The following is a 23,656-nucleotide window of genomic DNA, read 5'->3' as shown; positions in this document are numbered from 1 at the left end:
TGTCCTGTCTTAAGTGGGTAGCCTCTATTAATTAAGGTCTTTTAACTCATCAATAGATAATTCTGTAATTTGAGCGACTTGAGTGAATGATAAATTTAGTTTAAGTAATTGTTTTGCAATAATGATGGCTTTATCATGCTGCCCTTTTTCTTCACCGATTAAAAAGCTGGGTAATTTTTCTAATTCAACATCTAACATTTTAAACTCCCGTTGTATATCCAAATTTAAGTTACGATTACTCGCTAAAATTTCTAAGATACTAATATATTCTCTCAACATTTTAGAATCATCATTACTTAAAATAATGAGTTTACTCAAAATATCATGAATGACGGTTCGTGGTTCACTGTCCTTAAAATCACACAAAACAGCAAGAACTAAAGCATCGGCTGAATTTTGTTGCATAAAAAACTGATAATCTAATGTGTGCATATCAATCACAGGGTATTGATAATTTAATTGCTCAGTGATTATCCCATCCTTCATAGTTAAGGACTCTTTGCCAATGTACAACAAATATTGGTAAACAGCCTCATTGGGGTAATTTAGACAAATATCACTTAAATAACGCAACATTCGATGCGGCATGATTGCTTGGTTTTGATTCTGTATTTCAAGGTGTAGAATAAACCGTTTTCCTGAGCGATCCACCACTCTAGCGACTAAATCTGAACGACGATCTTCAATTCGTTGTTGTTCTGTTTCAATTAATTCAGCCTCTTGTAGGTCGAGTTTAAAAATGTAAGTCGCGACATCCACTAAAATACGTTTAAAAATCTGTTTTGAAATAATATCTTTTTGAGCCATTTTTATAGTTTAACTTAATTTTTAGAGTCCGTAACCAACAATGCATCTAATTTTTTAGACTGATCCAACGCATGTAATTCATTAAACCCCCCGACATGATAATCCCCAATATAGATTTGAGGGACGGTTCGGCGGTTCGTTTTTTTCATCATTTCTTCGCGAAGATGAGGCTCTGAATCAACATTAATTTCAGAATAATTTAAACCACGCTGTTCAAGTAACCGTTTGGCCATGGTACAAAAAGGGCAACGATTTGAGCTGTAAATAAGTATTTTTTGCATAATAATTTTTAAAGAGAAAAGAATAATTCTAGTGGTAAATTTAGCCCTGTTCTATGGCAAGAGCAAGTGAAAATTGTTCAATTAACGCATTGGCCGCTTGGTGTAAATTTTCGCCAAAAGCAATCACCCCATCCTCATGTCCTAATAGGGAAAAAACTGTTGTGGCCTGCCACTTTTCTTGTTCAAACAAGTGATTCATTGCAAAGGCCATTTCAGGCGTTCCATAAGCGATGTTACTCTCCGTGTAAGGCAAGGCAAGTTGAGTGGTATTTTTCCAAATTTCAGGGCAATGGGCATGAATAATTCCCTTTATGGCATCATCTTGTAAGTAGACCGACGCATGAGTTAACGCTTCTGAGGAAGGTTTACAAGATCCTGTCGAATGAATTTGATTTAACTCAGGGTTTGCATGGGTGACTAAGCAATAATGATCGCGACCTAATAGGGGGTGTTCACCTGTTTGGGTTCCACTGATGATAAATTTGTCAAAAGTCTTAGCGCGTTGACTTATATTACCAAATCCATAACCATCATAACGTTGATTATCCTGACCAATAAGTTGCAAACGACACATGAGTGTTCGCCACGCATTAAGTTCCGTTATCGAATAATGAGCGGGGAGCGATTTATCGGTATGAGTTAGTTGGTATTTTATAACGCCTTCTTGTTCGTGACTCATTGCTGCCAATGCCCCGATTTACCCCCACTTTTTTCCATTAAACGGATCGTTGTCATTTCCATTCCGCGATCAACGGCTTTACACATATCATAAATGGTTAATAGCGCAATTTGAGTGGCACACAAGGCTTCCATTTCGACCCCTGTTTGCCCCTTGGTTTTAACCGTTGTTTGACAATAAACCCGATTGTTTTCAAGTTCAGGTGTCAGCTTAATATCAACATGGGTTAATGCTAAAGGATGACAGAGGGGAATTAAATCAGCGGTTTTTTTTGTTGCCATAATCCCTGCAATACGCGCAACCCCTAAGACATCGCCTTTTTTATGATCGCCTGAAATAATTCGGTTTAGGGTCTCTTGTTGCATCATAATCGAGCCTTCCGTCGTTGCAGAACGTGAGGTAATCGCTTTATCGCCCACATCAACCATGTGTGCATCACCGTCTACATTAAAATGCGTTAATTCAGTCATTACTTTGTTGTTATAAGTGATAATCGGCTATTATCTAAGTTTTTAAAGTCAAAGTGTTAAATTATGTCAATTCATGTGCGTTATTTTGCCAGTTTAAAAGAAACTTTAGGTAAATCAGACGATTTTTTAGCACTCAGTGAAACGGTTACCTTAGCTGAAATTTGGACACTGGCCAATCCTAATAAAGTGATGCCTGAAAAAACCTTAATTGCGGTTAACTTAGAGTATGCTGAATTAGATAAAGTGATTAACGCAGGGGATGAAGTGGCCTTTTTTCCTCCTGTAACGGGCGGCTAAATTATGAAAATTAAAATTATTGAACAAGGATTTAATCCGTTGGATGAAGTTCAAAATTATCAACAAACGTTGACTGATTTAACGGGGAAATTTGGTGCAACCCATATTTTTATTGGCACTATGCGTGATTTTAATGACGGTGATGACGTTAAACGTATGCGGTTAGAGCATTACCCAGGGATGACTGAAAAATATTTAACCAAAACGGTTGAGCAAGCGATGCAGCAGTGGGCGATTTTAGATGTCTTATTAATTCATCGTGTGGGTGAATTACAACCTAACGAACCGATTGTTTTAATTGCTGTTTGGGCCCATCATCGTGGTGATGCGTTTGATAGTTGCCGCTATATTATGGAAGATTTAAAATCAAAAGCGCCTTTTTGGAAACAAGAGCAATTAGAACAAGGGAGTCGTTGGGTCAGTAATAATACGAATGGCTATCAATCCTAACAAATGCTTAGTGACCCATTAAGAGGGGAAACTGTAAAGAGGCGAGGCCGAACTCGCGACCTATTTTTCCCCCCTCTTAAATTGCTAATCCCCTTTAATAAAAATAATAACGAGATCACTCATGGCAATTGACATTTTATTAACCGTTTTCATCACCTCAATTATTCAGTCAATTTTTGGGGTGGGTGTTTTGCTTTTTGGAACGCCCATTTTATTACTACTCGGCTATGACTTTGCTAATACGCTGAGTATATTACTACCTATTTCTATTGCCATTAATTTATTACAATTGATTAAGCATTATCAGCATATTGACTTTAAATTTTACAAAAATGTTTTAATTTACACGCTCCCTTTTATCGTATTATTTCTTTTTATTGGCATTAATAGTCAACTTAATATAGGGTTAATTGTTGGGGCCTTTCTCTTATTTGTGGCCTTAAAAAACAGCTTACAACGCGTTGAAAAAATTTTAGATCAGTGGATCAAATACGAACGGAGCTACCTTATTATTATGGGGTTAGTTCATGGTCTAACCAATTTAGGCGGCTCATTACTCACGGCGATTGTTCATGGGAAAAATTATTCTAAAAAGTGTACTCGAATTACCGTAGCCGCCTGTTATGCGACCTTTGCTGTTGTTCAACTAATAACACTGGGGTTACTCGATTTATCATCCACCCTCTCTTATAGTGACCACATTAGCTATTTACAAATAGGGGTGATTGTTTTTTTATTATCTGAAGAATTTCTTTATCAACAACTTAATAATAATCGTTACCGCCAAATTTTTGCGGCTTTTTTATTTATTTCGGGGTGCTTACTGATGATTAAATCACTTTAAGCCCGTTCTTAAATCCTACAAATAAAATGGAATCATTCAAATGAAAAAAATTTTTAATTATTTTTTAATCGGGGTCTTGGCATTTATCCCTATTGTGGTTATTGCACAAATTGTTTTATTTGTTAAACAAATGATGGGGGATACGTTTAGAATTATTTATGATTATGCAGATAACTATATTGTCACTTGTGCTTTATTATTGACGAGTTTTATCATGTTTGCTTATGTCGGTTATCGGGTTTCAGTCGGACGCTCTTTGATTATTTCAGGGATTGATGCGGTTATTAATAAAATCCCACTCTTAAATACCGTTTACCGTGTGACTAAAAAAATAGTGAGCATGTTTTCAAGTCATGAACAGAAAACAGCTCGCGAAGTTGTTTATATTGAATACCCTAAAGCAGGCTTGTGGGTTCCCGCTTATGTCACGAATAAAGCAGGAAGTAAATATATTTTATTTGTGCCAACATCGCCTAACCCTACGTCAGGTTTTACAATTATTGTTGATGAAGCCCATGTGGTTAAATCAAAAATGGGGATAGAAGAAGCCACGAGTTTTATCATTAGTGTCGGCGTAGATTTTAACCAACCCGAAGAAATACAAAAGTTGACCTAATAATGGAAAGAATTGAAACAGTTTTAAATGAAATGAGCGCCCTCATCTGGGGGTCTGTCATGCTGGTATTTCTAGTCGGCATTGGTATCTATTTAACCCTAGGTTTAAAGTGCTTTACGTGGCGTGAAACATTTCCTGCCATAAAAATGCTGTGGCAAGGTCGACGCTCTGAAAGTGACGGCGATATAACCCCTTTTCAAGCCTTAATGACAGCATTATCAGCAACGATTGGAACAGGAAATATTGCAGGCGTTGCGACGGCTATTTTTTTAGGCGGACCTGGGGCTATTTTTTGGATGTGGGTTACGGCTCTTTTTGGCATGGCGACTAAATATGCAGAAGCGGTATTAGCCGTTGAATATCGTGAAAAAGATGAACAAGGCCGTTATCGGGGCGGACCTATGTATTACATTAAAAATGGCTTACAAGGAAACTGGAAATGGCTGGCGAGTTTATTTGCTTTTTTTGGCACACTCGCCTCGTTTGGTATTGGCAATATGGTGCAGGCTAATTCCGTTGCGGATGCGGTTAATAGTCTTTTTAACGTCCCTAGTTGGCAAACAGCGATTGTTTTAACGCTTCTTTCTGGCATGGTGATTATGGGGGGGATTTCGCGTATTGCCGAAGTTGCAGCAAAGCTTGTTCCCTTAATGGCGATAGCGTATATCGTCTGCGCTTTAGTGGTTATTTTTTTACATCTATCAGACGTTCCGAAAGCATTCATGCTTATTATTGAAAGTGCGTTTAGCCAAACGGCCGCAGTTGGTGGATTTACAGGGGCTGCCGTTTGGGCGGCGATTCGTTTTGGGGTTGCACGCGGAATTTTCTCTAATGAAGCGGGCTTAGGCAGTGCGCCTATTGCTCATGCGGCTGCAAAAACTAATAATCCTGTTCATCAGGGAATGATTGCAATGCTAGGCACCTTTATAGATACACTGTTGATTTGTACGATGACCGCGTTAGTGATTATTTTAACAGGTGCGTGGACGAGTGGAGAAACGGGGGCGGCCTTATCAACCTTAGCCTTTAATACTGGATTACCTGAAATGGGGGGCTATGTTGTCGTTTTTGGATTAGTTGTTTTTGCGTTTACAACTATTTTAGGCTGGAGTTATTACGGTGAACGTTGTGCGGAATATTTATTCGGCTCAAAAATTATTTTACCTTATCGGTTACTTTGGTTATGTGCCATTCCTGCAGGCGCGATGGGTAAGCTCGGAACTATTTGGGTTCTAGCGGATGTCATGAATGGATTAATGGCCATTCCTAATCTTATTGCACTCGCGTTATTAAGCCCGGTTATTTTTCAATTAACCTTACGCTATAAACAGAAAGATTAACGCTAAAGTTTTGAAATAAAACGGTTATATTTTAAGATTAAACTTAAAGTGAAATAACGTTAGATGACTATCAACTTTAAGGAAATATACCGATAATTTGGCGTGAAAAAATATTTTTTCACGCCATCATGTCCCACTTTATAGAGCTAAAAAATTAATGACCGTGAAATAAGTAAAATCAATATCTTATTACTTAATAAAATAGAGATAGTTCAAATAATGAATATATAATGCTGTACTTATTAACCCTAATGTGTAGCATAAGCGTTTCGTGCAGTATACTCCTCACTTTTCAGGTAAAAATATGTTGATACCCCTAACATTAGCTTTTCTTAATTTTACAGATCATCAACAAGATATTTTTTCATCGGTATTGTTTTTATCGAGTCGTAACCTTGATAATGAATGGACCGTTGTTAGTAAAAAGAATGCCCATGTTATATTTGTATACAGTCAAGAGGTGATTAACGATACCCAATGGAATGAAATACAATCAATTTATCCACAAGCCTTGCTTGTTGCCTATAGTGTTAATTTAACAGGGTTAAAAACGCCTTGGAAACTTTTAACAGAACCAACTGAATTACCCGCGCGTTCAGCATTAATTTTACTGCTTAACCGAATTGGAAATGAAAAAACTAATCCTAAAGAAGTCTTTAATAATGAAATTCCGCTTCAAATAACTCAGTTAACAAAAGTGGATAGTAACTTATTTTTACCTAATAATTATTTTTTAGGGATTATTCAGGAGAGTATTAAAACGGGACATATTTATCGTTGTAATATTCAAAATAACATCACCCTTTATATATTACCGCAACAATATTGCTATTTTTGTTCAACTGAGTTGTTTGATTTAAACGAAGTATTTCTTCTGCCTGCGAGTGAAATTAAGATAACTCGGATATTAGAGATTGAATTAGAACAACAAATTGAAGGCTTACAGACTAAAGCATTAGGTGATTTATTATGGTATGCAACGGTGAGTGCATCACAAGGTCGTTTTATGGAAAACTATCAACCTGATACAAAAATACATTTAAAATGTTGGCCAGATATTTCGTTAGTCAGCATTAATGAAAGTTATTTAGCGATTACCTATTATATGACTAAAAATACAGCTAATGTTATGGAAATAGCAAAACAAACTCAGCAAAAACTAATAGATGTTATTGATTTTTATAATGCGTGTCATGTCTTAGGGCTTATAGAAACAGCCCCTTTAAAAAGATCTCAATCTATTATTAACGGATCAAAACAATTACAACATTCAACACCTAAACATGTCCGATTACATATTGTTGCTTAGTCGGTTTAATTTGTTTCAATAGTGATTGTATCTCTATCTATTCATTTAATATTTACTGAAACCACTTACCATAAGGTATTATTATTTTAACCTTTAAGGGACTAGGACAACGGTTAAAATCGTTATTTCATATGTGTTATCCCCGCTTAACTATCTATTTTATTAGGTTATTTTTGTCCTCAGACTTAATGACAACAAACACACTATTATCAAACCTTGAATTCAAGAATTAAAATAAGGAATATAAATGAAAATTATCGTAAAAATTTTATTTGGGTTGAGTATTGTTACACTCTTTAGCCCAAGTCTTTATGCCGCAGATGCCAGTGCGGGAGAAAAGAAGTCTGTTATGTGTGCAAACTGTCATGGTGAAAAAGGGATTAGTACCAGCTTTGTTTTCCCAAATTTAGCAGGACAAAAAGCAGGTTATATTGCAGCGCAATTACGTGCCTTTAAAAAAGGAACGCGTACCAATTCAATGATGCAACCCTTTGCAAAAAAACTCTCTACCGATGATATTAATAATTTAGCGGCATTTTTTGCAAGTCAAAAAAATGAAACGATCCATCATCCTGAAACGAATATCATAAAAAAAGAGACCGCCTCTAAAGCACAAATGTGTAAAGGCTGTCATGGTAAAAATGGAGAAGGTCGGGGTACATTTCCAAGATTAACTAGCCAGCATGTTCATTATTTAGAACAGCAACTTAATAACTTTAAATCAGGGGATAGAAAAGGGGGCCCTATGTCAGGGATAGCAAAATCCCTGACTGAGGATGATATTAAACAATTAAGCCATTATTTTAGTAATTTAAATGCGGGTAAATAAATTAACTGAAAAATAAAGTATTTTAATTTTACTCTCGTTGATCTATGTAGAGCGAGTTAAATAGACGCTAGAAAAATTAATGCTGGATTAGGTTATTTTGGTTACTAACTTAAGACGGGACAAGTTGAGGTTAAGCCTCGCTCCATAGTGTCCTGTCTTAAGTTGGTAGCCGCTATTTTGCACGCGAAATAAATTAATCCAGTCTATAAAGCTACGATCACTTAGATCATCCAAATATTCTTGTTTTGAGACCCTAAATGACATCACCAAATACACCCTTCCCTCAACCTAACTTTAAAATTTATCTGGGTTCGAGTCTGTTATTTATTTATATTTTTAGCTCGATGTTTATTTTTGCGCCCATTATTATTAGTGCATCAATACTGCCTTTCCGTACTCGTTATCAATTAAGCCAAGGATGGATTAAATCCGTATTATTTATAGCAAAAATTTGTTGTGGAATAACCTATGAAGTTGAAGGCTTAGAGAATTTACCTAAAAATCAAGCCGTCATTATTTTATGTAAACACCAGTCTGCTTGGGAAACAATGGCACTGCGTTTATTTTTACCCTTACAAGTTTCATTATTAAAACGCTCTTTATTATGGATTCCTTTTGGAGGCTGGGCATTAGCCACCTTAAAGCCTATTGCCATTGATCGTGAAAATCAACGAGAAGCATTGAAAATGCTTATTAGTCAAGGTACAAAGGCACTTAAAGAGGGCTTGTGGGTGGTTGTTTTTCCCGAAGGGACTCGTGCGGCACCGAAAGAACATAAAAAATTTAGTGTCGGTGGGGCCATATTAGCCCATAAAAGTGGTTGCCCTGTTATTCCATTAGCTCATAATGCGGGAAGCTTTTGGCCCCGATATAGTTTTTTAAAATACCCTGGTGTGATTAAGGTAAAAATTGGAACGGCTATTAAGGTAGAAGGAAAAAAAGCGCGCGAAATAAATGCGGAAGCTGAACAGTGGATCATAGAGGCCATGAATGAAATTGAAGCCTGAAAACTCTAATTTTCATCAAAAGAGTCTATTAAATTTAAAAAAAGATAGCGTAAATAAAAATAGGTAGGTATAATACTCAGATCACTTAGGCAGTAAGCTATTAAGTGACGCCCAGGTAGCTCAGTCGGTAGAGCAGAGGACTGAAAATCCTCGTGTCGACGGTTCGATTCCGCCCCTGGGCACCACGAATTATAAAGCCTCTAGCTAGCTAGCTAGCTAGCTATTTATTTTGTTAGAGGCTTTTTTATGTGTAGTCGTTTTGTCTCAAGTTTTGAATTTTCTGCATAACCGTATTGATAATCGCTGAACAACTTTAAGTAACGGGCTACCAACTTAAGACGGGACACTATGGAGCGAGGCTTAACCTTAACTTGTTTCGTCTTAAGTTAGTAGCCAAGTAACACATAAAAAAAGCCGTCTAAGACGGCTCTTTATTGATTACAGTTGGAATGTTTTAGTCATTCCCTAGCAAAAATTTTTAAACATCTTTATCAATAAGAACTTTATCATCAATAACGAGTTTAGAAATTCCCCCTAATGAAACATGTAGCGTACACGTTGCCATTTTGAAATTGTCCTTTTCACCGCCGACCCATTTCATCGTGACATAAGTTTCCTTATCGGTATCGGTTTCAGAGGCAAAATAAACCTGTGTTCCTGTTTCTTTTTTAATCGCAACAGGGCATTTTTTACTGGCCATGCGACTCATGCCTGATACCGCTCGAACCATTGCCTCAGATTGAAGCTCTTCAATCGATTTTTCTTTGCTATTTCCTACCAATAAAAAACCTGCAACAAAACAGCCAATAACCGCTGCAATTATTTTTTGTACTTCACTCATTTTAATTTCCTAATTATTATTTTTGGCTTAAAACAGTAAGCGGGACAGATATATTCAGAATTTAACCCGATTTAAACGCGTTAAAAACTACGCCCATGTTTCCTATTAAGAATAGCCATTATTTTAGTTTGTCCTAACTGTTGATTCTATGCGATTTAAACACGCTCAGCAATGAAAATATAGTCCTGCTTTTAAAAACTAACAGACATAAAAAAAGCTCGATGATGATAACCACCGAGCCTTCTAATTATTTAACCTAAATTAAATAATTTATTTTTTCATAATGCCGTTTAGCATACGGTCTAGCTTTTGATTAACTTCATCCGCTGAACGTGCTGCACGGTTTGCAGCCGCTTCTGCTGCTGATGCTTTTGAAGCTGCATCTGTTGCGGCAGAATTTGCAGAGTTTGCGGCACTTTTTGCACTAGATACGTCAGTTTTTAATGTGTTAATTTGACCTTGAATATTTTCAATGTCAGAGTTAGTTGCACAACCTACCGCTAAACCAGCCGCAAGAACAACAGTTGATAATTTTAATAATTTCATGTTTTATACCTTAATGTAGAGAGACTAAATGAACTAAAATAATATGTAACTATCTAATTTTGCCTTTTTCTAAGTGTAATTTCCAGCTTTATTTTACTTTTACCATCATTCCTTTGATAATCCATGAGGCTAATTCGTCAATTTGCTGATTGGTGACCGCAATACAGCCTTTAGTCCAATCCCAGAACTTATGTACGTCCTCATTACCCTCACCTAACCCATGCAAACCAATTCTACCGCCTAAACGCGTATTTTGGGGCGGGATTTTATTATTTTTGTGAGCCACCTCAATAGTTCGGTACGTTGAGCTTGTAATCATATTTCTTTTTAAGGCAGTTTTAGCATTTTCAATAGAAGGATAGGTAAACCCATAAAAGATTTTAAACTTACTTTTATAGTTAATCCAGCCAATTTTATACGTTCCTATCGGGGTTACTTTATCGCCTTGTCTTTTTTTAAAACCCGCGCCTCGACGGCCGATCGAAATTTTGTTAAACGTGGCTAATACATGGTCGCCTCGTTTAACCTCTAAACGTTTTTTTTTAGTATCAATCGATAACCAAACAGGCAAATAACGCTCATCTTTTTTAAGCGTCGGCTTTGGTTTTATAACGACTTCTTCCGTAATTAAGGGTTTAATCACCAATTTTTTTTTAGGTTTTTCAGCAGAACAGGCTGTAATTAAGCAAATACAGAGGCTAAAAAAGATATTTAAAAATGATTGGGATGAAAAATGGCTTGGTAACATTAAGATACTCTATGATTAATTAACAATTTAGTGTAATTTACACAATTTACTTCTTTTACAGTAGAGCGTGTCTATGAATATAAAAACCATTTCCAGTTCTCCTTATAACGATCAGAAACCTGGAACATCAGGACTTAGAAAGAAAGTAACCGTTTTTCAACAGCCGCATTATTTAGCTAATTTTGTTCAATCTGTGTTTCATAGTTTAGAGGATTGTCAGGGACAGTGCTTAGTTTTAGGGGGAGATGGTCGTTATTACAATCGTGATGCGATTCAAATCATCATTAAAATAGCCGCCGCAAATGGGTTTAACAAACTTATTATAGGGCAAGGTGGATTATTATCAACCCCCGCAGCATCCCATCTTATTCGTAAAAACAAAGCCTATGGCGGATTAATTTTATCAGCGAGTCATAATGCTGGGGGACCAACGGAAGATTTTGGCATTAAATACAATATTAGCAGTGGTGGTCCCGCTCCTGAAAAATTAACCAACGCTATTTTTGACCGTAGTTTAGAAATTAACGAATACCCAATGGCTGAAATCGAAACCATTGATATAGATACGCAAACGGAATTTAAGATTGAGGGGCTAACTATTCAAATCATTGATCCTGTTACGGATTATGCTGATTTAATGGCGAGTATTTTTGATTTTGATTTATTAAAACAAAGCATTCGCTCTGGGTATATCAGCTTATGTTTTGATGCGATGCACGCGATTACAGGCCCTTATGCCAAACGTATTCTTGAAGAAATATTAGGTGCGCCGGAAGGAACGGTCATTAATGGAGAACCATTAGAAGATTTTGGCGGTGGTCATCCTGATCCTAATTTGGTTCATGCTAAAGAATTAGCCCAGTTAATGTTTAATGACGACGCGCCTGTTTTTGCGGCGGCATCGGATGGGGATGGGGATCGTAATATGATTTTAGGGGCAAATATTTTTGTGACCCCCAGTGATAGTTTAGCGATTATGGCCGCAAACGCCACGCTTATCCCTGCTTACTCAAAAGGAATAAAAGGCGTTGCTCGTTCAATGCCAACCAGCCAAGCGGTTGATCGTGTGGCAAAGGCTTGTAATTTACCTTGTTTTGAAACACCCACAGGCTGGAAATTTTTTGGCAACTTATTAGATGCCGATAAAATCACGCTTTGCGGTGAAGAAAGTTTTGGTTCGGGATCAAACCATGTTCGTGAAAAAGATGGGTTATGGGCGGTTTTATTTTGGCTTAATTTAATTGCTAAAAGAAGACAGTCCGTCGCTGATATTGTGCATGAGCATTGGCAAAAATTTGGTCGAGATATTTATAGTCGCCATGATTATGAAGCCGTTGATAGTGAGATTGTTAATGAAATTTTTAATCATTTACGCCGCTTATTACCCACTTTATCGGCGAAAAACTTTGGTGACTATACTGTTAGCTATGCTGATGAATTTAGCTATCAAGATCCTATTGACGCGAGCATTAGTGACCAACAGGGAATCCGCATTGGGTTTGAAAATGGTTCACGCATTGTATTCCGTTTATCAGGAACAGGAACCGTAGGAGCAACACTCAGGGTTTATTTAGAAAAATTTGCGCAAGATGTCAGCGAACATCAACAAGAGCCACAACAGGCATTAGCGGATTTAATTGAATTAGCCGAACAGTTTTGTGAAATTAAACAACGTACAGGTCGAACTGAACCGACAGTCATCACTTAAACCAAACACTTTTAATGACTTAGGAAACCGAGGGATGTACACTAATGTTTAAGTTAAACTTAAATTAATTCATAAAAAAATAATTATTTAATGAGGAGTAAGCACTTAGTAACATCCGAAACTAAGGAATAAGAATTTAATAATATCCGAAATTTTAATGTAGGCAGGGTTAGTTTTTACGACAGAAAATAAACCTAACCCAGCTTACGGCTACCAACTAAAGACGGGACAAGTTCAGCACGAACGGTTAAGCCTCGCTTCGTTAAGTTGGTAGCTCAGCTTACAATTTTTTTATTTTGTAGATGCGTTTTAGAAATTATTAATTCCTTATCCCTAAAATGTAAGAGTCATACGAAAATTTATATTTTTGAGTATTTTATTTTAAATCCATACTCACTGACATCAGTTTGACTCGCAAAGCCCTTTATCTTTGAATTAGTGAGGGTTTGGATGTTATGACGTTTTTATTCCTAAGTTTAACGGGCTTTTAAATTTCAGCAAGTAAAATAAAAGGAATAGGTATCATCATGGCTCAAAATTTTTTCGATAAAATACTAACGCTAACAGGATTGCAATCGTCTAAAGAAACACATCACTCAGCTCCCTCCATCTACCGAACGGAAGTCGATATGCAAAAAAAATCGAGTGGGGTCTCCAGTGTAGAAAAATATCAACGAAAAAAAGATACATCGTCAACATTAACCAGTACAGAACGCTATTTAGCAAAAAAACAGCAGCAAGAAGAACAAACTACGCAAAAATTAACAGGGGTTGATCGGTATTTACGCAAAAAACAACAACAATGCGATAAGCAATCGAAAAATAAAGCGACTCAATTAGCTAAAATGACGGGGGGTTGAAAAGTATTTGTTTAATTTATCGCCACGTAAGAAAGTAACACCGAGTGAAACAATACCCAAAAAAGCAAAAGAAGAAAGCGGTGTTGATAAATACCTAACAAAACAAACAACCGTGGAAGAAAGTCAACCTGTTGAAAAACCGAGTCAACAGAATCTTGTTGTTAGTGTGGTAGATGAAATTAAACCGAGTGTAGCCGAGATAGCAGATGAACCTGTTTCCGACGTTGATGTAAAAACTGAAACGGATGAAATCATTAAACCTGAAAATAAAGCAACACAATGTCAGGCGGCAACCATGAAAGGTTCACGTTGTCGGCGTAAAAGTGGTCTAAAAACGATTGAAAAAATGGTGAATGGACAACAGCAGCAATACAGCGTTTGTAGTCAGCATAACAATGACCTATTTGTACTTTTTGTTGATTAACAACGATTCGGTTAGTTTTATTAGAGTGAAAAATAAGGGAGGTGGAAATTAATAATCATTCTATTGTAAAAATATAATTAATAAATATCAATGGGTTATAATTTTATTTTAGATGATTATATTTTTCCATTTTCCTAAGTTCAACACTTCGGACAGTTTTAATGCGAGATAACCCCGAAGCTACAAAGCTCCTCGTATTGAGAAGAGAATTTTATTAAACTCAGGTCTACCCCAGAGTTTAATAAAATACGTTCAATCGATAACTCATTGAAAAATCTAGTCTTCCAGCTACCGATTGAAATTGGTTTTCGTTTAGGACTTAAAAGTCGGTCATGCCATTTAATCAAATTTAGCGCAGTAAAACTTGCCTTAAAATGACTGTGTAAAGCAGGTTCAGAACGTGCTTGGCAATCACAAAGTCCTGTAAATTGTTTAGCATCACGAAATAGAAATTCAATCTGAAACCGTGCCTTGTAATAATTAGACTTGTTCTTTAAGAAGAAGTTAATATATCATGTTAAAATTCCATAGGATAGCCGCTAAAAAAGAAAATAAATCTTTTACACCTTCTTTTTTATTTCTAAACTTGTCAACTAGACATCTATATCTTTTCATTCCACCGATTACATGCTCAACAATGACTCTTTCACGACTCATCTCTTTGTTTTCTTTTTTTTGTTTTTCAGTTAATGTTGGGTTTGGATTATGCTTAGATTTATTTGGTTTTTTATGAGGAATATTTACCGAATTAGTTTTATATTCATTATTAAACCCCAAATAACCTAAATCAATAAATATATTAAAATTACTAAACCAATTTAATTCTGGATTAAATTCTTTTTTAAACATTCCATAATCATGATTTTTACCTGGAAAACTAACCCCAATATATAAAATTAAATGACCTAAAGAAGCTATAGTGGTATTTTTAATTGTATGCTGTTTTTTTACCACTGTAAAATTCATTTTGTTCTTCATAGTCACTAGGGCGTTGTACAGCACGCTCTGTAGCATCTATTATCAATGTTTGAACTCCGCCAAAAGCCTGCTGCATTTCTTCAGGGGTTGAAAAACTTGTTGCAGGTAAAACATTAAATATATCTAACGTCTTTATTAAAATTGGAAATAATTTGTATACATGAGTATGAGCGCATGATTTATTCATATTAAAAGAAAACCCTAAGTGATCGAAAGTAGAATAGCACTTCATATAATTTAATATAAATAATAATTTGTCTGCGGGTGTTTTTAATGTGCTATCTAAACCACTACCGTATTTTCTTTCTTTATTTTCATGTTTTTCTTTTTGATCTTCAATAAGGGTCTTTTCAAATAGAGATAATAGTAAAATAAAATGTTCTGTTTTTAATCCTGTTAAAGCTCTTAACTGTCTATCATCATAAATTCTTGGTAAAATTTCTTTTATTTTCATGTTATACTTTGATTTTTATTTTTTATAGAAATTTATTATAAAGCTTATTTATTATTTTTAATAATTTAATTTAAAGTTTATTTATTAGGCTGTATCAACTGATTGTGAGTGTTATCAAGTATATATAAGCAATTGATTTTAATATATTTTATTTAGAAGAACAAGTCTATTATAAAGTGTCATTGCATCTATCTCTGTATCTGTTGAAAACAACAAGGCATAACGTGTACCTTGTGACGTTGTTTTAACTAAATAAGCGATGCGAATATTACATTTCAATGAGACAGAATTAACGATTGCTGTATAAATGTATCTACTTTAAATTTCAGGGTAAAACAAATATCAGACCTGCAAACTTTGCGCTTTTTGAGCGATAAGATTCGCCATAGACGGCATTTTGAATTCACCACTAACTCGGTCATAAACATAATCATAAAAACTCACGGCTAGTTTTTTAGCCGTTTCAGCAAGACTCATAAAACTGTCTTTGATTTTCGTGCCTTTCTCATTTCGAGTCTGGAAGCTTATGTCTCGCGCACGCGCTTGTCTTCTTGATTCATCACTGTATTAACAGGTATTTGAGCATCAACTTTTACCCGCGCTTTATCAGCTAACTTGAACTCGTCAAGCAAGGATTGAGCTTGTTGATTGTAGATATAATGGCGTGGCGCATAATCGGTCAGCACGTCCAGAACCGATAAACGGTCTTTGTTTTTAGGGGTGAAATAAGCGGTAAACAAGTCATTGCAGACCACCTGACAATAGTGGTTGTCACCGTTGACTCGCGCACTGGTATCATCAATATGACCGTATCACTGTTGAGAATACCGCTGCGATAAAGCTCGCTTTTTCCTGAGACTTAAGCATGGGAATTAAGCTACGAAAAAGCCTTTAGATACTAAGTCGCTAGGCAAGCCAGTTTTGTCGAGTAGGCATTTTAGCGTTTGGTCGATTTTAACTCGTGGGATCTTGGGTTTACGGCGGCGTTTTTCTTATCCGAGTCCGTATTTTCAGTGTCGTTATTAGTTTCTTTTTGCGCGTCAACTTGTGCTTTTTTACGTTCGTCTTCGGATGAAATATCATCACCCTTATTATTTTTATTGGGTTTGATATCAGGCTTTCCCTGCTCACCTTTCAAGCGATTAACCTCGTCACGAAGTTGCTGTAATTCAGTTTCTAAAGACAATTTATCACTGGCTAAGCGTTCAATAAGATTGAATATTTTTTTGACAATATCCTGCGCTTCGCTACTTTCCATTTGAGCGATTGCTTGATAAATGACGTTAGTTTCAGCCTGTCGGTCGTGGATATTCAAAGTATGTAACTGTTCGTTCTTTTATGATATGTTGTCAAATCTATTTTAGAAATTTTATCTTTACCCTGAGATTTAAAGTAGATACGTATAAATCTTAACACCACCCTGTTTACCTGCTAATTCTAATTTTCTCGTCTCACCCACAATCCACTTACCGTCATAACATTTGTGGCGACCTTTTTTTAATTGATACGGCGGGAATGCGTCGCCGTGCAAAAATATCATTAGCCATTGAAAAGTTCAGTATTATTAAATCGTTACAAGCGATTGAAAAAGCCAATGTGGTCATTTATTTGATTGATGCGAGTGAAGGTATTACCGATCAAGACTGTCATTTATTAGGACTGGTTATTAGACTTGTTCTTCTAAATAAAATATATTAAAATCAATTGCTTATATATACTTGATAACATTCACAATCAGTTGATACAGCCTAATAAATAAACTTTAAATTAAATTATTAAAAATAATAAATAAGCTTTATAATAAATTTCTATAAAAAATAAAAATCAAAGTATAACATGAAAATAAAAGAAATTTTACCAAGAATTTATGATGATAGACAGTTAAGAGCTTTAACAGGATTAAAAACAGAACATTTTATTTTACTATTATCTCTATTTGAAAAGACCCTTATTGAAGATCAAAAAGAAAAACATGAAAATAAAGAAAGAAAATACGGTAGTGGTTTAGATAGCACATTAAAAACACCCGCAGACAAATTATTATTTATATTAAATTATATGAAGTGCTATTCTACTTTCGATCACTTAGGGTTTTCTTTTAATATGAATAAATCATGCGCCCATACTCATGTATACAAATTATTTCCAATTTTAATAAAGACGTTAGATATATTTAATGTTTTACCTGCAACAAGTTTTTCAACCCCTGAAGAAATGCAGCAGGCTTTTGGCGGAGTTCAAACATTGATAATAGATGCTACAGAGCGTGCTGTACAACGCCCTAGTGACTATGAAGAACAAAATGAATTTTACAGTGGTAAAAAAACAGCATACAATTAAAAATACCACTATAGCTTCTTTAGGTCATTTAATTTTATATATTGGGGTTAATTTTCCAGGTAAAAATCATGATTATGGAATGTTTAAAAAAGAATTTAATCCAGAATTAAATTGGTTTAGTAATTTTAATATATTTATTGATTTAGGTTATTTGGGGTTTAATAATGAATATAAAACTAATTCGGTAAATATTCCTCATAAAAAACCAAATAAATCTAAGCATAATCCAAACCCAACATTAACAGAAAATCAAAAAAAAGAAAACAAAGAGATGAGTCGTGAAAGAGTCATTGTTGAGCATGTAATCGGTGGAATGAAAAGATATAGATGCCTAGTTGACAAGTTTAGAAATAAAAAAGAAGGTGTAAAAGATTTATTTTCTTTTTTAGCGGCTATCCTATGGAATTTTAACATGATATATTAACTTCTTCTTAAAGAACAAGTCTATTGAAGCAGGACGGGCTTTAATTCTAGGTTTAAATAAATGGGATGGTTTAAGTCATGACCAAAAAGAGCTGATTAATCGGCAAATAGACGTTAAATTACCCTTTTTAGATTTTGCAGAGAAACATCCTATTTCTGCTTTACATGGCAGTGGGGTGGGAAAATTATTTGATGTCGTACATACGCTTTATGATGCGACGATGATTAATATGTCCACGCCAGCATTAACGCAAATTTTAAAAGAAGCGACGATGGCGCATCAACCGCCTTTAGTACAAGGACGGCGTATTAAATTAAAATATGCACATCAAGGAGGACGAAATCCGCCTGTAATTATTATTCACGGAGCGCAAACGGATGCGTTACCTGATGCCTATAAGCGTTATTTAATTAATTTTTACCGAGATAAATTAAACTTAAAAGGAACGCCTATTCGGCTTAAGTTTAAATCACCTGATAATCCGTATAAAGAAGTTAAAAAGAAACCGACTGAGAAGCACCAGAAGAAAGTTGAGCGATTAGCCCGAATTAACTCGCGTAATAGGGTAAAGAAAAACTAATTTTATAGGATGAATTGTTGCCCCGCTGAATCTAATTATTTTAATAATAAATAGGGTGTCTGTAGATTATAAAATACAGGCGGGGTAGTAAATTATAAGTACCTAAGTAAAAATTATCGTATATTTTTTACCAAAGCTATTTAGTATTTTCAGTACGGACTCTTTCAGGTTTGAATAGCTGATATATAATTTGGTGAGTGTAAACAGAGGGAGACCTGTTGGATGGAGAAAGAGAAAGTATAATTAACACCGACCCCTTTATTCATTAAATAAGGATGATTTTCTGAGGCTTGAACCGCAGTATTTAAAAGTTTTTCGACCTTTGCAATTGCTTGTTTAGACTTAGTAGTCTTGGCTCTAGCTTCCTTTTGAGTTCGTGCCTTGCGTTCGGCTTCACGCTTTAATCGTTGCTGTTCGGTTTCTGGTTCTGCCGTGGTGTCTGGTTTCCAGCCATTTTCACCAGCTAAATAAAATAAAGTGCCGACAGTTACGCCGCCGCCGGCCTTTATTGACCGCCATGTATCTTTCGCATCATGAGATTGATAAGAATCTGAGCCTTTGCTCCAACTATCAAATAAATCAAAGCCCTCACCGTTTAGACCATCTTTTACAGCCATTCCAATTTTCACCCATTCCTCACGTTCTTCAAAGTCGGGTGAAATAAATCTTAAAGCTGATTCTACGTTTTCATAGGATGCTAATGTCATTGAGTAGCCCCTTCTGGTTTCCAGTCGGATAAATCAACTGTAAATTTTCCTATTCCTTTATTGTTCAAGAAAAATGCAGCAGTTTGTAATTTTTTAAAAATACGTTTGTGACCGCGTTTAGCTTTTATTTCCTTATCATTAATAATAATAATAAAACCACCGCTTGTACCGCTAATGAGTACCGAATTTACGGCGTTTGCTTCTGATAATGCAGTTAATTGATTAACATTTAGCATGATTTCAATGATTCCTATTTCGTTTGTTTTGGTATCTCATAATATCACTTCTGAAAATTAAATAAAACCTTGTCTGCCTCCACCATTTCTTTTTTAATACGTTGCACTACAGAAGTGCCGACAGAGTGAATTTTTGCAGTTTTTAAAATTCCAGTACCAGTGTTTAAGGTTTCAATAATCTGTGCTTCTTTTTCAGAATTGGTTGATGGTCTACCTAATATTTGACCATTTGATTTAGCTCTATCAAGCCCAGCTTTCACGCGATCTTGAATCATTGAGCGTTCAAATTCTGCGAAAACTCTAAGCATCTGAAACATGGCTTTACCTGCTGGCGTTGTTGTATCTATGCCCTGCTGGTGCAAATATAAATCTATTCCATAACCGTGAATGTCAGATAAAAAGCTAACAAGGTTTTGCAAGCTTCTGCCCAAGCGGTCAACACTCCACGCGGCTACAATGTCAAATTTTCTGCGTGTTGCATCCTTAAGTAAATTATCAAGTGCAGGGCGTTTATCACGTCCTTTAGCCCCTGAAATTCCAGCATCTTCATAGATTTCTGTAATTTCCCAACCTGCATGTTCAGCAACGTTTAAAAGCTCACGCTTTTGGTTTTCGGTGGTTTGCCCATCGGTGGACACTCTTATATATATAGCTACACGTTTTTTCATAAGTCACCTATAAATAAATCGTTTTTACAAATAGCTTTTATTTCCTTATCATTAATAATAATAAAACCACCGCTTGTACCGCTGATGAGTACCGAATTTACGGCGTTTGCTTCTGATAATGCAGTTAATTGATTAACATTTAGCATGATTTCAATGATTCCCATTTCGTTTGTTTTGGTATCTCATAATATCACTTATGGGAATTAAATAAAATCTTTTCTTACAAGTTGATATTTAAGGTTATCTGTAATTTCTTGCATTATTTGTAGCAATTAACGAACAGTTACATACTTTGAATATCCACGACCGACAGGCTGAAACTAACGCCATTTATCAAGCGATCGCTCAAATGGAAAGTAGCGAAGCGCAGGATATTGTCAAAAAAATATTCAATCTTATTGAACGCTTAGCCAGTGATAAATTGTCTTTAGAAACTGAATTACAGCAACTTCGTGACGAGGTTAATCGCTTGAAAGGTGAGCAGGGAAAGCCTGATATCAAACCCAATAAAAATAATAAGGGTGATGATATTTCATCCGAAGACGAACGTAAAAAAGCACAAGTTGACGCGCAAAAAGAAACTAATAACGACACTGAAAATACGGACTCGGATAAGAAAAAACGCCGCCGTAAACCCAAGATCCCACGAGTTAAAATCGACCAAACGCTAAAATGCCTACTCGACAAAACTGGCTTGCCTAGCGACTTAGTATCTAAAGGCTTTTTCGTAGCTTAATTCCCATGCTTAAGTCTCAGGAAAAAAGCGAGCTTTATCGCAGCGGTATTCTCAATAGTGATACGGTCATATTGATGATACCAGTGCGCGAGTCAACGGTGATAACCACTATTGTCAGGTGGTCTGCAATGACTTGTTTACCGCTTATTTCACCCCTAAAAACAAAGACCGTTTATCGGTTCTCGACGTGCTGACCGACTATGCGCCACGCCATTATATCTACAATCAACAAGCTCAATCCTTGCTTGACGAGTTCAAGTTAGCTGATAAAGCGCGGGTAAAAGTTGATGCTCAAATACCTGTTAATACAGTGATGAATCAAGAAGACAAGCGCGTGCGCGAGACATAAGCTTCCAGACTCGAAATGAGAAAGGCACGAAAATCAAAGACAGTTTTATGAGTCTTGCTGAAACGGCTAAAAAACTAGCCGTGAGTTTTTATGATTATGTTTATGACCGAGTTAGTGGTGAATTCAAAATGCCGTCTATGGCGAATCTTATCGCTCAAAAAGCGCAAAGTTTGCAGGTCTGATATTTGTTTTACCCTGAAATTTAAAGTAGATACCCTTTATACTTCCATAGCCTCAATGTAAAATAGTACCAAAATTTGAGATTGTAAATAATGAGACAACAAAATGGCAAATGAAAGAATAACTGAGAATCTTGTGCGTGATATTTTAAGGGATTTAAAATACTACGATAATGAGAATACTCAAGTAGAAGAGCAAAAAAGCCATATTGAAGAGATTAAAAAATTATTAAAAGGTGCAAGTAAAACAGGGAAAGGCGGAATAGGTGCACCCGAATTCATAATTTCCACATTAGAAACACCCGACTTTTTAATTGTTTTTGAATGTAAAGCAGATGTAAAGCATCACGAAAGTAAGGATAAAAATAGACCTGTTGAATATGCAGTTGATGGCGTTTTGCATTATGCAAAACGGCTTGCTAAATCTTTCAATGTAATCGCTATTGCTGTTAGTGGTCAAACAAAATCTAGTCTAAAAATATCAAACTTCATTTTTCCCAAAGAATCAGAAAATCATAAGGTACTTGTCAATAAGGCAGGTACACCCATAAAAAATATTATCCCTTTAGAGGACTATATTGAGCATGGAACATTTGATCCTGATGTAGCAAAACAGAGAGAAAATGATTTAATGGCACTGTCTCGTGATTTGCACGATTTCATGAGAGACCACGCCAAATTGACCGAAAGTGAAAAGCCACTTGTTGTTAGTGGAACGTTGATTGCATTAAGAAATAAAGCTTTTGCAAAAAGTTTTGATGCTCATTCACCAGAAGAGCTACAAAAAGAATGGATGCGAGTCATTAAAGAGGAAATGAAAAAAGCGGATATTCCTCATTCAAAAGAATTTAGTATGACTCAGCCTTATTCTTCAATTGCTGTACACCCAGAATTAGGTAAAGCACAAAAAAAATATCCTAGAGGCGTGTTATATGAATTAATTTTCATGTTAAACCAAAAGGTATGGCCTTTTATTAGTGTTTATCATGATTTTGATGTTGTTGGGCAATTTTATGGTGAATTTCTAAAATATACAGGTGGAGATAAAAAAGCTCTAGGGATTGTGTTAACGCCCAAACATATTACTGAGCTGTTTTCATTATTAGCTAATGTTCAGAAAGATAGTAGAGTTTTGGATATTTGTGCTGGTACTGGTGGTTTTCTAGTTTCAGCTATGCACAAAATGTTTAAACAAGCATTTACGCAAGAGGAAAAAGAAAAAATAAAAAAAGAGGGATTATTAGGTGTGGAGCAACAACCTAATATGTATGCCTTAGTTGCAAGTAATATGATTTTACGCGGTGATGGTAAAGCTAATTTACATCAAGGGAGCTGTTTTGGCGAGGGAATTACTGAGGCAGTGAAAAAACATAAGTGTAATATTGGGATGTTAAACCCTCCTTATTCTCAAGGCGAGGAATCTTTGCATGAATTGGTTTTTGTTAAACATATGTTGGATTGCTTGGTAGAAGGAGGTGTAGGAATTGCAATTGTTCCTATGTCTTGTGCTATTTCTCCTCATCCTTTACGTGAAGAAATATTAACTCATCATACACTTAATGCTGTTATGTCAATGCCAACGGAGTTATTTTATCCCGTTGGGGTTGTAACCTGCATTATGATTTTTACAGCACATACACCACATGAAAAAACTAATAAAAAAACATGGTTTGGCTATTGGAAAGAAGATGGCTTTGTAAAAACAAAGATGAAGGGACGAATAGACCTGAATTCAACATGGGAAGAAATAAGAGATAACTGGGTGGAGAGTTATAGAGATAGAGATGATGTGGCAGGAATGAGTGTTAAACAAAAAGTTACCCATGAGAATGAATGGTGTGCTGAAGCATATATGGAAACAGATTACTCAATTATTACGCAAGAATTATTTGAAGAAACCGTTAAAGATTACATGATCTTTAAACTAAAAAATGAAATATCATGAAGTT

Annotated in this window: 34 protein-coding genes, 1 tRNA gene and 2 pseudogenes; 20 read left to right on the top strand and 17 right to left on the bottom strand. The window is 35.6% G+C overall.

All coding sequences use genetic code 11. The features are described from left to right. Nucleotides 1–27: 27 nt before the first annotated feature. Genes Q9M50_06775 through moaC form a run of 4 tightly spaced genes read right to left on the bottom strand, consistent with a single transcriptional unit; the run spans nucleotide 28 to nucleotide 2,237 of the window. Nucleotides 28–807, bottom strand: coding sequence for a hypothetical protein (locus tag Q9M50_06775; protein MDQ7090334.1), 780 nt, complete (start codon nucleotides 805–807; stop codon nucleotides 28–30). 14 nt (nucleotides 808–821) lie between these two features. Further along, entirely contained in the window at nucleotides 822–1,088 is a 267-nt protein-coding gene (gene grxC / locus Q9M50_06770) for a glutaredoxin 3 (protein ID MDQ7090333.1), read from the bottom strand. Between the two features lie 40 nt (nucleotides 1,089–1,128). Then, nucleotides 1,129–1,767 carry a class II aldolase/adducin family protein gene (locus Q9M50_06765; protein MDQ7090332.1) on the bottom strand — a complete coding sequence of 213 codons (639 nt, stop codon included), beginning with the start codon at nucleotides 1,765–1,767 and terminating at the stop codon, nucleotides 1,129–1,131. Beyond that, the gene (gene moaC / locus Q9M50_06760) at nucleotides 1,764–2,237 is read right to left on the bottom strand and encodes a cyclic pyranopterin monophosphate synthase MoaC (protein MDQ7090331.1); all 474 of its coding nucleotides are present in this window, start codon (nucleotides 2,235–2,237) and stop codon (nucleotides 1,764–1,766) included. The genes Q9M50_06765 and moaC overlap by 4 nt, the downstream gene beginning before the upstream one ends. Nucleotides 2,238–2,300: 63 nt before the next feature. On the opposite strand from moaC, the gene Q9M50_06755 reads away from it, so the two are divergent. From Q9M50_06755 to Q9M50_06715, 9 genes are all read left to right on the top strand, one after another. Then, complete coding sequence (locus Q9M50_06755; GenBank protein ID MDQ7090330.1) at nucleotides 2,301–2,534, top strand: MoaD/ThiS family protein; 234 nt, start codon at nucleotides 2,301–2,303, stop codon at nucleotides 2,532–2,534. 3 nt (nucleotides 2,535–2,537) lie between these two features. Continuing rightward, nucleotides 2,538–2,984 carry a molybdenum cofactor biosynthesis protein MoaE gene (locus Q9M50_06750; GenBank protein ID MDQ7090329.1) on the top strand — a complete coding sequence of 149 codons (447 nt, stop codon included), beginning with the start codon at nucleotides 2,538–2,540 and terminating at the stop codon, nucleotides 2,982–2,984. Between the two features lie 121 nt (nucleotides 2,985–3,105). Then, nucleotides 3,106–3,828, top strand: coding sequence for a TSUP family transporter (locus Q9M50_06745; protein MDQ7090328.1), 723 nt, complete (start codon nucleotides 3,106–3,108; stop codon nucleotides 3,826–3,828). 40 nt (nucleotides 3,829–3,868) lie between these two features. Further along, nucleotides 3,869–4,444, top strand: coding sequence for a DUF502 domain-containing protein (locus Q9M50_06740; protein MDQ7090327.1), 576 nt, complete (start codon nucleotides 3,869–3,871; stop codon nucleotides 4,442–4,444). A gap of 2 nt (nucleotides 4,445–4,446) precedes the next feature. Next, the gene (locus Q9M50_06735; protein ID MDQ7090326.1) at nucleotides 4,447–5,784 is read left to right on the top strand and encodes a sodium:alanine symporter family protein; all 1,338 of its coding nucleotides are present in this window, start codon (nucleotides 4,447–4,449) and stop codon (nucleotides 5,782–5,784) included. Nucleotides 5,785–6,088: 304 nt separating this feature from the next. Beyond that, nucleotides 6,089–7,093: a hypothetical protein gene (locus Q9M50_06730; protein ID MDQ7090325.1), complete on the top strand. Its 1,005-nt coding sequence runs from the start codon at nucleotides 6,089–6,091 to the stop codon at nucleotides 7,091–7,093. 247 nt (nucleotides 7,094–7,340) lie between these two features. Further along, entirely contained in the window at nucleotides 7,341–7,922 is a 582-nt protein-coding gene (locus tag Q9M50_06725; protein ID MDQ7090324.1) for a c-type cytochrome, read from the top strand. 344 nt (nucleotides 7,923–8,266) lie between these two features. Then, the gene (locus Q9M50_06720) at nucleotides 8,267–8,929 is read left to right on the top strand and encodes a lysophospholipid acyltransferase family protein (protein MDQ7090323.1); all 663 of its coding nucleotides are present in this window, start codon (nucleotides 8,267–8,269) and stop codon (nucleotides 8,927–8,929) included. 109 nt (nucleotides 8,930–9,038) lie between these two features. Further along, nucleotides 9,039–9,114, top strand: a tRNA-Phe gene (locus Q9M50_06715). A gap of 293 nt (nucleotides 9,115–9,407) precedes the next feature. Here the strand turns inward: Q9M50_06715 and Q9M50_06710 are convergent. The 3 genes from Q9M50_06710 to Q9M50_06700 form a co-directional block, all read right to left on the bottom strand. Beyond that, nucleotides 9,408–9,770 (bottom strand): hypothetical protein, encoded by a 363-nt coding sequence (locus Q9M50_06710; protein MDQ7090322.1) that lies wholly within the window; start codon nucleotides 9,768–9,770, stop codon nucleotides 9,408–9,410. A 270-nt stretch (nucleotides 9,771–10,040) separates the two neighbouring features. Further along, on the bottom strand, nucleotides 10,041–10,316 hold the full coding sequence (locus tag Q9M50_06705; GenBank protein MDQ7090321.1) for an Lpp/OprI family alanine-zipper lipoprotein: 276 nt from the start codon (nucleotides 10,314–10,316) through the stop codon (nucleotides 10,041–10,043). A gap of 88 nt (nucleotides 10,317–10,404) precedes the next feature. Then, nucleotides 10,405–11,064: a L,D-transpeptidase gene (locus Q9M50_06700; GenBank protein MDQ7090320.1), complete on the bottom strand. Its 660-nt coding sequence runs from the start codon at nucleotides 11,062–11,064 to the stop codon at nucleotides 10,405–10,407. Between the two features lie 73 nt (nucleotides 11,065–11,137). Here Q9M50_06700 and Q9M50_06695 point away from each other — a divergent pair, with 73 nt between their 5' ends. The 3 genes from Q9M50_06695 (at nucleotide 11,138) to Q9M50_06685 (ending at nucleotide 14,056) form a co-directional block, all read left to right on the top strand. Beyond that, on the top strand, nucleotides 11,138–12,772 hold the full coding sequence (locus tag Q9M50_06695; protein ID MDQ7090319.1) for an alpha-D-glucose phosphate-specific phosphoglucomutase: 1,635 nt from the start codon (nucleotides 11,138–11,140) through the stop codon (nucleotides 12,770–12,772). 527 nt (nucleotides 12,773–13,299) lie between these two features. Beyond that, nucleotides 13,300–13,632 carry a hypothetical protein gene (locus tag Q9M50_06690; GenBank protein ID MDQ7090318.1) on the top strand — a complete coding sequence of 111 codons (333 nt, stop codon included), beginning with the start codon at nucleotides 13,300–13,302 and terminating at the stop codon, nucleotides 13,630–13,632. Nucleotides 13,633–13,639: 7 nt separating this feature from the next. Continuing rightward, nucleotides 13,640–14,056 carry a hypothetical protein gene (locus Q9M50_06685; GenBank protein ID MDQ7090317.1) on the top strand — a complete coding sequence of 139 codons (417 nt, stop codon included), beginning with the start codon at nucleotides 13,640–13,642 and terminating at the stop codon, nucleotides 14,054–14,056. A 504-nt stretch (nucleotides 14,057–14,560) separates the two neighbouring features. Here Q9M50_06685 and Q9M50_06680 read toward each other — a convergent pair. The 6 genes from Q9M50_06680 to Q9M50_06655 form a co-directional block, all read right to left on the bottom strand. Next, nucleotides 14,561–15,022 (bottom strand): transposase family protein, encoded by a 462-nt coding sequence (locus Q9M50_06680; GenBank protein MDQ7090316.1) that lies wholly within the window; start codon nucleotides 15,020–15,022, stop codon nucleotides 14,561–14,563. Beyond that, complete coding sequence (locus tag Q9M50_06675) at nucleotides 14,985–15,488, bottom strand: transposase family protein (protein MDQ7090315.1); 504 nt, start codon at nucleotides 15,486–15,488, stop codon at nucleotides 14,985–14,987. The genes Q9M50_06680 and Q9M50_06675 overlap by 38 nt, the downstream gene beginning before the upstream one ends. Before the next feature lie 138 nt (nucleotides 15,489–15,626). Then, nucleotides 15,627–15,767: a hypothetical protein gene (locus Q9M50_06670; protein ID MDQ7090314.1), complete on the bottom strand. Its 141-nt coding sequence runs from the start codon at nucleotides 15,765–15,767 to the stop codon at nucleotides 15,627–15,629. A 63-nt stretch (nucleotides 15,768–15,830) separates the two neighbouring features. Next, complete coding sequence (locus tag Q9M50_06665) at nucleotides 15,831–15,965, bottom strand: hypothetical protein (GenBank protein MDQ7090313.1); 135 nt, start codon at nucleotides 15,963–15,965, stop codon at nucleotides 15,831–15,833. 47 nt (nucleotides 15,966–16,012) lie between these two features. Next, on the bottom strand, nucleotides 16,013–16,243 hold the full coding sequence (locus tag Q9M50_06660; protein MDQ7090312.1) for a hypothetical protein: 231 nt from the start codon (nucleotides 16,241–16,243) through the stop codon (nucleotides 16,013–16,015). 182 nt (nucleotides 16,244–16,425) lie between these two features. Continuing rightward, entirely contained in the window at nucleotides 16,426–16,803 is a 378-nt protein-coding gene (locus Q9M50_06655) for a hypothetical protein (protein ID MDQ7090311.1), read from the bottom strand. Between the two features lie 182 nt (nucleotides 16,804–16,985). On the opposite strand from Q9M50_06655, the pseudogene Q9M50_06650 reads away from it, so the two are divergent. The 4 genes and pseudogenes from Q9M50_06650 (at nucleotide 16,986) to Q9M50_06635 (ending at nucleotide 18,832) form a co-directional block, all read left to right on the top strand. Beyond that, nucleotides 16,986–17,156: pseudogene (locus Q9M50_06650) on the top strand (GTPase). A 168-nt stretch (nucleotides 17,157–17,324) separates the two neighbouring features. Next, the gene (locus tag Q9M50_06645) at nucleotides 17,325–17,828 is read left to right on the top strand and encodes a transposase family protein (protein ID MDQ7090310.1); all 504 of its coding nucleotides are present in this window, start codon (nucleotides 17,325–17,327) and stop codon (nucleotides 17,826–17,828) included. Beyond that, nucleotides 17,791–18,252: a transposase family protein gene (locus Q9M50_06640; GenBank protein ID MDQ7090309.1), complete on the top strand. Its 462-nt coding sequence runs from the start codon at nucleotides 17,791–17,793 to the stop codon at nucleotides 18,250–18,252. Before Q9M50_06645 ends, Q9M50_06640 begins: the two co-directional genes overlap by 38 nt. 22 nt (nucleotides 18,253–18,274) lie before the next feature. After that, nucleotides 18,275–18,832 (top strand): annotated as a pseudogene (locus Q9M50_06635) (ribosome biogenesis GTPase Der). 164 nt (nucleotides 18,833–18,996) lie between these two features. Here Q9M50_06635 and Q9M50_06630 read toward each other — a convergent pair. From Q9M50_06630 to Q9M50_06615, 4 genes are read right to left on the bottom strand one after another with little or no spacing between them, the layout of a single operon-like run. Beyond that, the gene (locus Q9M50_06630; protein ID MDQ7090308.1) at nucleotides 18,997–19,539 is read right to left on the bottom strand and encodes a PriCT-2 domain-containing protein; all 543 of its coding nucleotides are present in this window, start codon (nucleotides 19,537–19,539) and stop codon (nucleotides 18,997–18,999) included. Beyond that, the gene (locus Q9M50_06625; protein MDQ7090307.1) at nucleotides 19,536–19,775 is read right to left on the bottom strand and encodes a hypothetical protein; all 240 of its coding nucleotides are present in this window, start codon (nucleotides 19,773–19,775) and stop codon (nucleotides 19,536–19,538) included. The genes Q9M50_06630 and Q9M50_06625 overlap by 4 nt, the downstream gene beginning before the upstream one ends. A 44-nt stretch (nucleotides 19,776–19,819) precedes the next feature. After that, nucleotides 19,820–20,443, bottom strand: a complete 624-nt coding sequence (locus Q9M50_06620; GenBank protein MDQ7090306.1) for a recombinase family protein — start codon at nucleotides 20,441–20,443, stop codon at nucleotides 19,820–19,822. After that, nucleotides 20,440–20,607: a hypothetical protein gene (locus Q9M50_06615; protein ID MDQ7090305.1), complete on the bottom strand. Its 168-nt coding sequence runs from the start codon at nucleotides 20,605–20,607 to the stop codon at nucleotides 20,440–20,442. The genes Q9M50_06620 and Q9M50_06615 overlap by 4 nt, the downstream gene beginning before the upstream one ends. A gap of 128 nt (nucleotides 20,608–20,735) precedes the next feature. Between Q9M50_06615 and Q9M50_06610 the strand changes: the two genes are divergently transcribed. From Q9M50_06610 to Q9M50_06595, 4 genes are all read left to right on the top strand, one after another. Next, nucleotides 20,736–21,179 carry a hypothetical protein gene (locus tag Q9M50_06610; GenBank protein MDQ7090304.1) on the top strand — a complete coding sequence of 148 codons (444 nt, stop codon included), beginning with the start codon at nucleotides 20,736–20,738 and terminating at the stop codon, nucleotides 21,177–21,179. 118 nt (nucleotides 21,180–21,297) lie between these two features. Next, on the top strand, nucleotides 21,298–21,528 hold the full coding sequence (locus tag Q9M50_06605; protein MDQ7090303.1) for a hypothetical protein: 231 nt from the start codon (nucleotides 21,298–21,300) through the stop codon (nucleotides 21,526–21,528). Between the two features lie 47 nt (nucleotides 21,529–21,575). Then, nucleotides 21,576–21,710, top strand: a complete 135-nt coding sequence (locus Q9M50_06600; GenBank protein MDQ7090302.1) for a hypothetical protein — start codon at nucleotides 21,576–21,578, stop codon at nucleotides 21,708–21,710. A gap of 103 nt (nucleotides 21,711–21,813) precedes the next feature. Then, nucleotides 21,814–23,652, top strand: coding sequence for an N-6 DNA methylase (locus tag Q9M50_06595; protein MDQ7090301.1), 1,839 nt, complete (start codon nucleotides 21,814–21,816; stop codon nucleotides 23,650–23,652). Nucleotides 23,653–23,656: the final 4 nt, after the last annotated feature.

The organism is Methylococcales bacterium, assembly GCA_030949405.1.
Lineage (GTDB): Bacteria > Pseudomonadota > Gammaproteobacteria > Methylococcales > Methylomonadaceae > WTBX01.
Note: the sequence above shows the minus strand (reverse complement) of the source record. Positions and strands in the feature narration are given on the sequence as shown.

What these genes read in the sequence shown, in the direction of transcription:
- Q9M50_06700 (MDQ7090320.1), bottom strand. Translation starts at nt 11,064, where the DNA reads ATGTTACCAAGCCATTTTTCATCCCAATCATTTTTAAATATCTTTTTT.
- Q9M50_06695 (MDQ7090319.1), top strand. Translation starts at nt 11,138, where the DNA reads ATGAATATAAAAACCATTTCCAGTTCTCCTTATAACGATCAGAAACCT.
- Q9M50_06775 (MDQ7090334.1), bottom strand. Translation starts at nt 807, where the DNA reads ATGGCTCAAAAAGATATTATTTCAAAACAGATTTTTAAACGTATTTTA.
- Q9M50_06675 (MDQ7090315.1), bottom strand. Translation starts at nt 15,488, where the DNA reads ATGAAAATAAAAGAAATTTTACCAAGAATTTATGATGATAGACAGTTA.
- Q9M50_06615 (MDQ7090305.1), bottom strand. Translation starts at nt 20,607, where the DNA reads ATGGGAATCATTGAAATCATGCTAAATGTTAATCAATTAACTGCATTA.
- Q9M50_06640 (MDQ7090309.1), top strand. Translation starts at nt 17,791, where the DNA reads ATGAATTTTACAGTGGTAAAAAAACAGCATACAATTAAAAATACCACT.
- Q9M50_06625 (MDQ7090307.1), bottom strand. Translation starts at nt 19,775, where the DNA reads ATGCTAAATGTTAATCAATTAACTGCATTATCAGAAGCAAACGCCGTA.
- grxC (MDQ7090333.1), bottom strand. Translation starts at nt 1,088, where the DNA reads ATGCAAAAAATACTTATTTACAGCTCAAATCGTTGCCCTTTTTGTACC.
- Q9M50_06705 (MDQ7090321.1), bottom strand. Translation starts at nt 10,316, where the DNA reads ATGAAATTATTAAAATTATCAACTGTTGTTCTTGCGGCTGGTTTAGCG.
- moaC (MDQ7090331.1), bottom strand. Translation starts at nt 2,237, where the DNA reads ATGACTGAATTAACGCATTTTAATGTAGACGGTGATGCACACATGGTT.
- Q9M50_06765 (MDQ7090332.1), bottom strand. Translation starts at nt 1,767, where the DNA reads ATGAGTCACGAACAAGAAGGCGTTATAAAATACCAACTAACTCATACC.
- Q9M50_06645 (MDQ7090310.1), top strand. Translation starts at nt 17,325, where the DNA reads ATGAAAATAAAAGAAATTTTACCAAGAATTTATGATGATAGACAGTTA.
- Q9M50_06745 (MDQ7090328.1), top strand. Translation starts at nt 3,106, where the DNA reads ATGGCAATTGACATTTTATTAACCGTTTTCATCACCTCAATTATTCAG.
- Q9M50_06680 (MDQ7090316.1), bottom strand. Translation starts at nt 15,022, where the DNA reads ATGAATTTTACAGTGGTAAAAAAACAGCATACAATTAAAAATACCACT.
- Q9M50_06620 (MDQ7090306.1), bottom strand. Translation starts at nt 20,443, where the DNA reads ATGAAAAAACGTGTAGCTATATATATAAGAGTGTCCACCGATGGGCAA.
- Q9M50_06690 (MDQ7090318.1), top strand. Translation starts at nt 13,300, where the DNA reads ATGGCTCAAAATTTTTTCGATAAAATACTAACGCTAACAGGATTGCAA.
- Q9M50_06665 (MDQ7090313.1), bottom strand. Translation starts at nt 15,965, where the DNA reads ATGAGTCTTGCTGAAACGGCTAAAAAACTAGCCGTGAGTTTTTATGAT.
- Q9M50_06595 (MDQ7090301.1), top strand. Translation starts at nt 21,814, where the DNA reads ATGGCAAATGAAAGAATAACTGAGAATCTTGTGCGTGATATTTTAAGG.
- Q9M50_06725 (MDQ7090324.1), top strand. Translation starts at nt 7,341, where the DNA reads ATGAAAATTATCGTAAAAATTTTATTTGGGTTGAGTATTGTTACACTC.
- Q9M50_06710 (MDQ7090322.1), bottom strand. Translation starts at nt 9,770, where the DNA reads ATGAGTGAAGTACAAAAAATAATTGCAGCGGTTATTGGCTGTTTTGTT.
- Q9M50_06600 (MDQ7090302.1), top strand. Translation starts at nt 21,576, where the DNA reads ATGAGTCTTGCTGAAACGGCTAAAAAACTAGCCGTGAGTTTTTATGAT.
- Q9M50_06755 (MDQ7090330.1), top strand. Translation starts at nt 2,301, where the DNA reads ATGTCAATTCATGTGCGTTATTTTGCCAGTTTAAAAGAAACTTTAGGT.
- Q9M50_06740 (MDQ7090327.1), top strand. Translation starts at nt 3,869, where the DNA reads ATGAAAAAAATTTTTAATTATTTTTTAATCGGGGTCTTGGCATTTATC.
- Q9M50_06730 (MDQ7090325.1), top strand. Translation starts at nt 6,089, where the DNA reads ATGTTGATACCCCTAACATTAGCTTTTCTTAATTTTACAGATCATCAA.
- Q9M50_06750 (MDQ7090329.1), top strand. Translation starts at nt 2,538, where the DNA reads ATGAAAATTAAAATTATTGAACAAGGATTTAATCCGTTGGATGAAGTT.
- Q9M50_06630 (MDQ7090308.1), bottom strand. Translation starts at nt 19,539, where the DNA reads ATGACATTAGCATCCTATGAAAACGTAGAATCAGCTTTAAGATTTATT.
- Q9M50_06735 (MDQ7090326.1), top strand. Translation starts at nt 4,447, where the DNA reads ATGGAAAGAATTGAAACAGTTTTAAATGAAATGAGCGCCCTCATCTGG.
- Q9M50_06720 (MDQ7090323.1), top strand. Translation starts at nt 8,267, where the DNA reads ATGTTTATTTTTGCGCCCATTATTATTAGTGCATCAATACTGCCTTTC.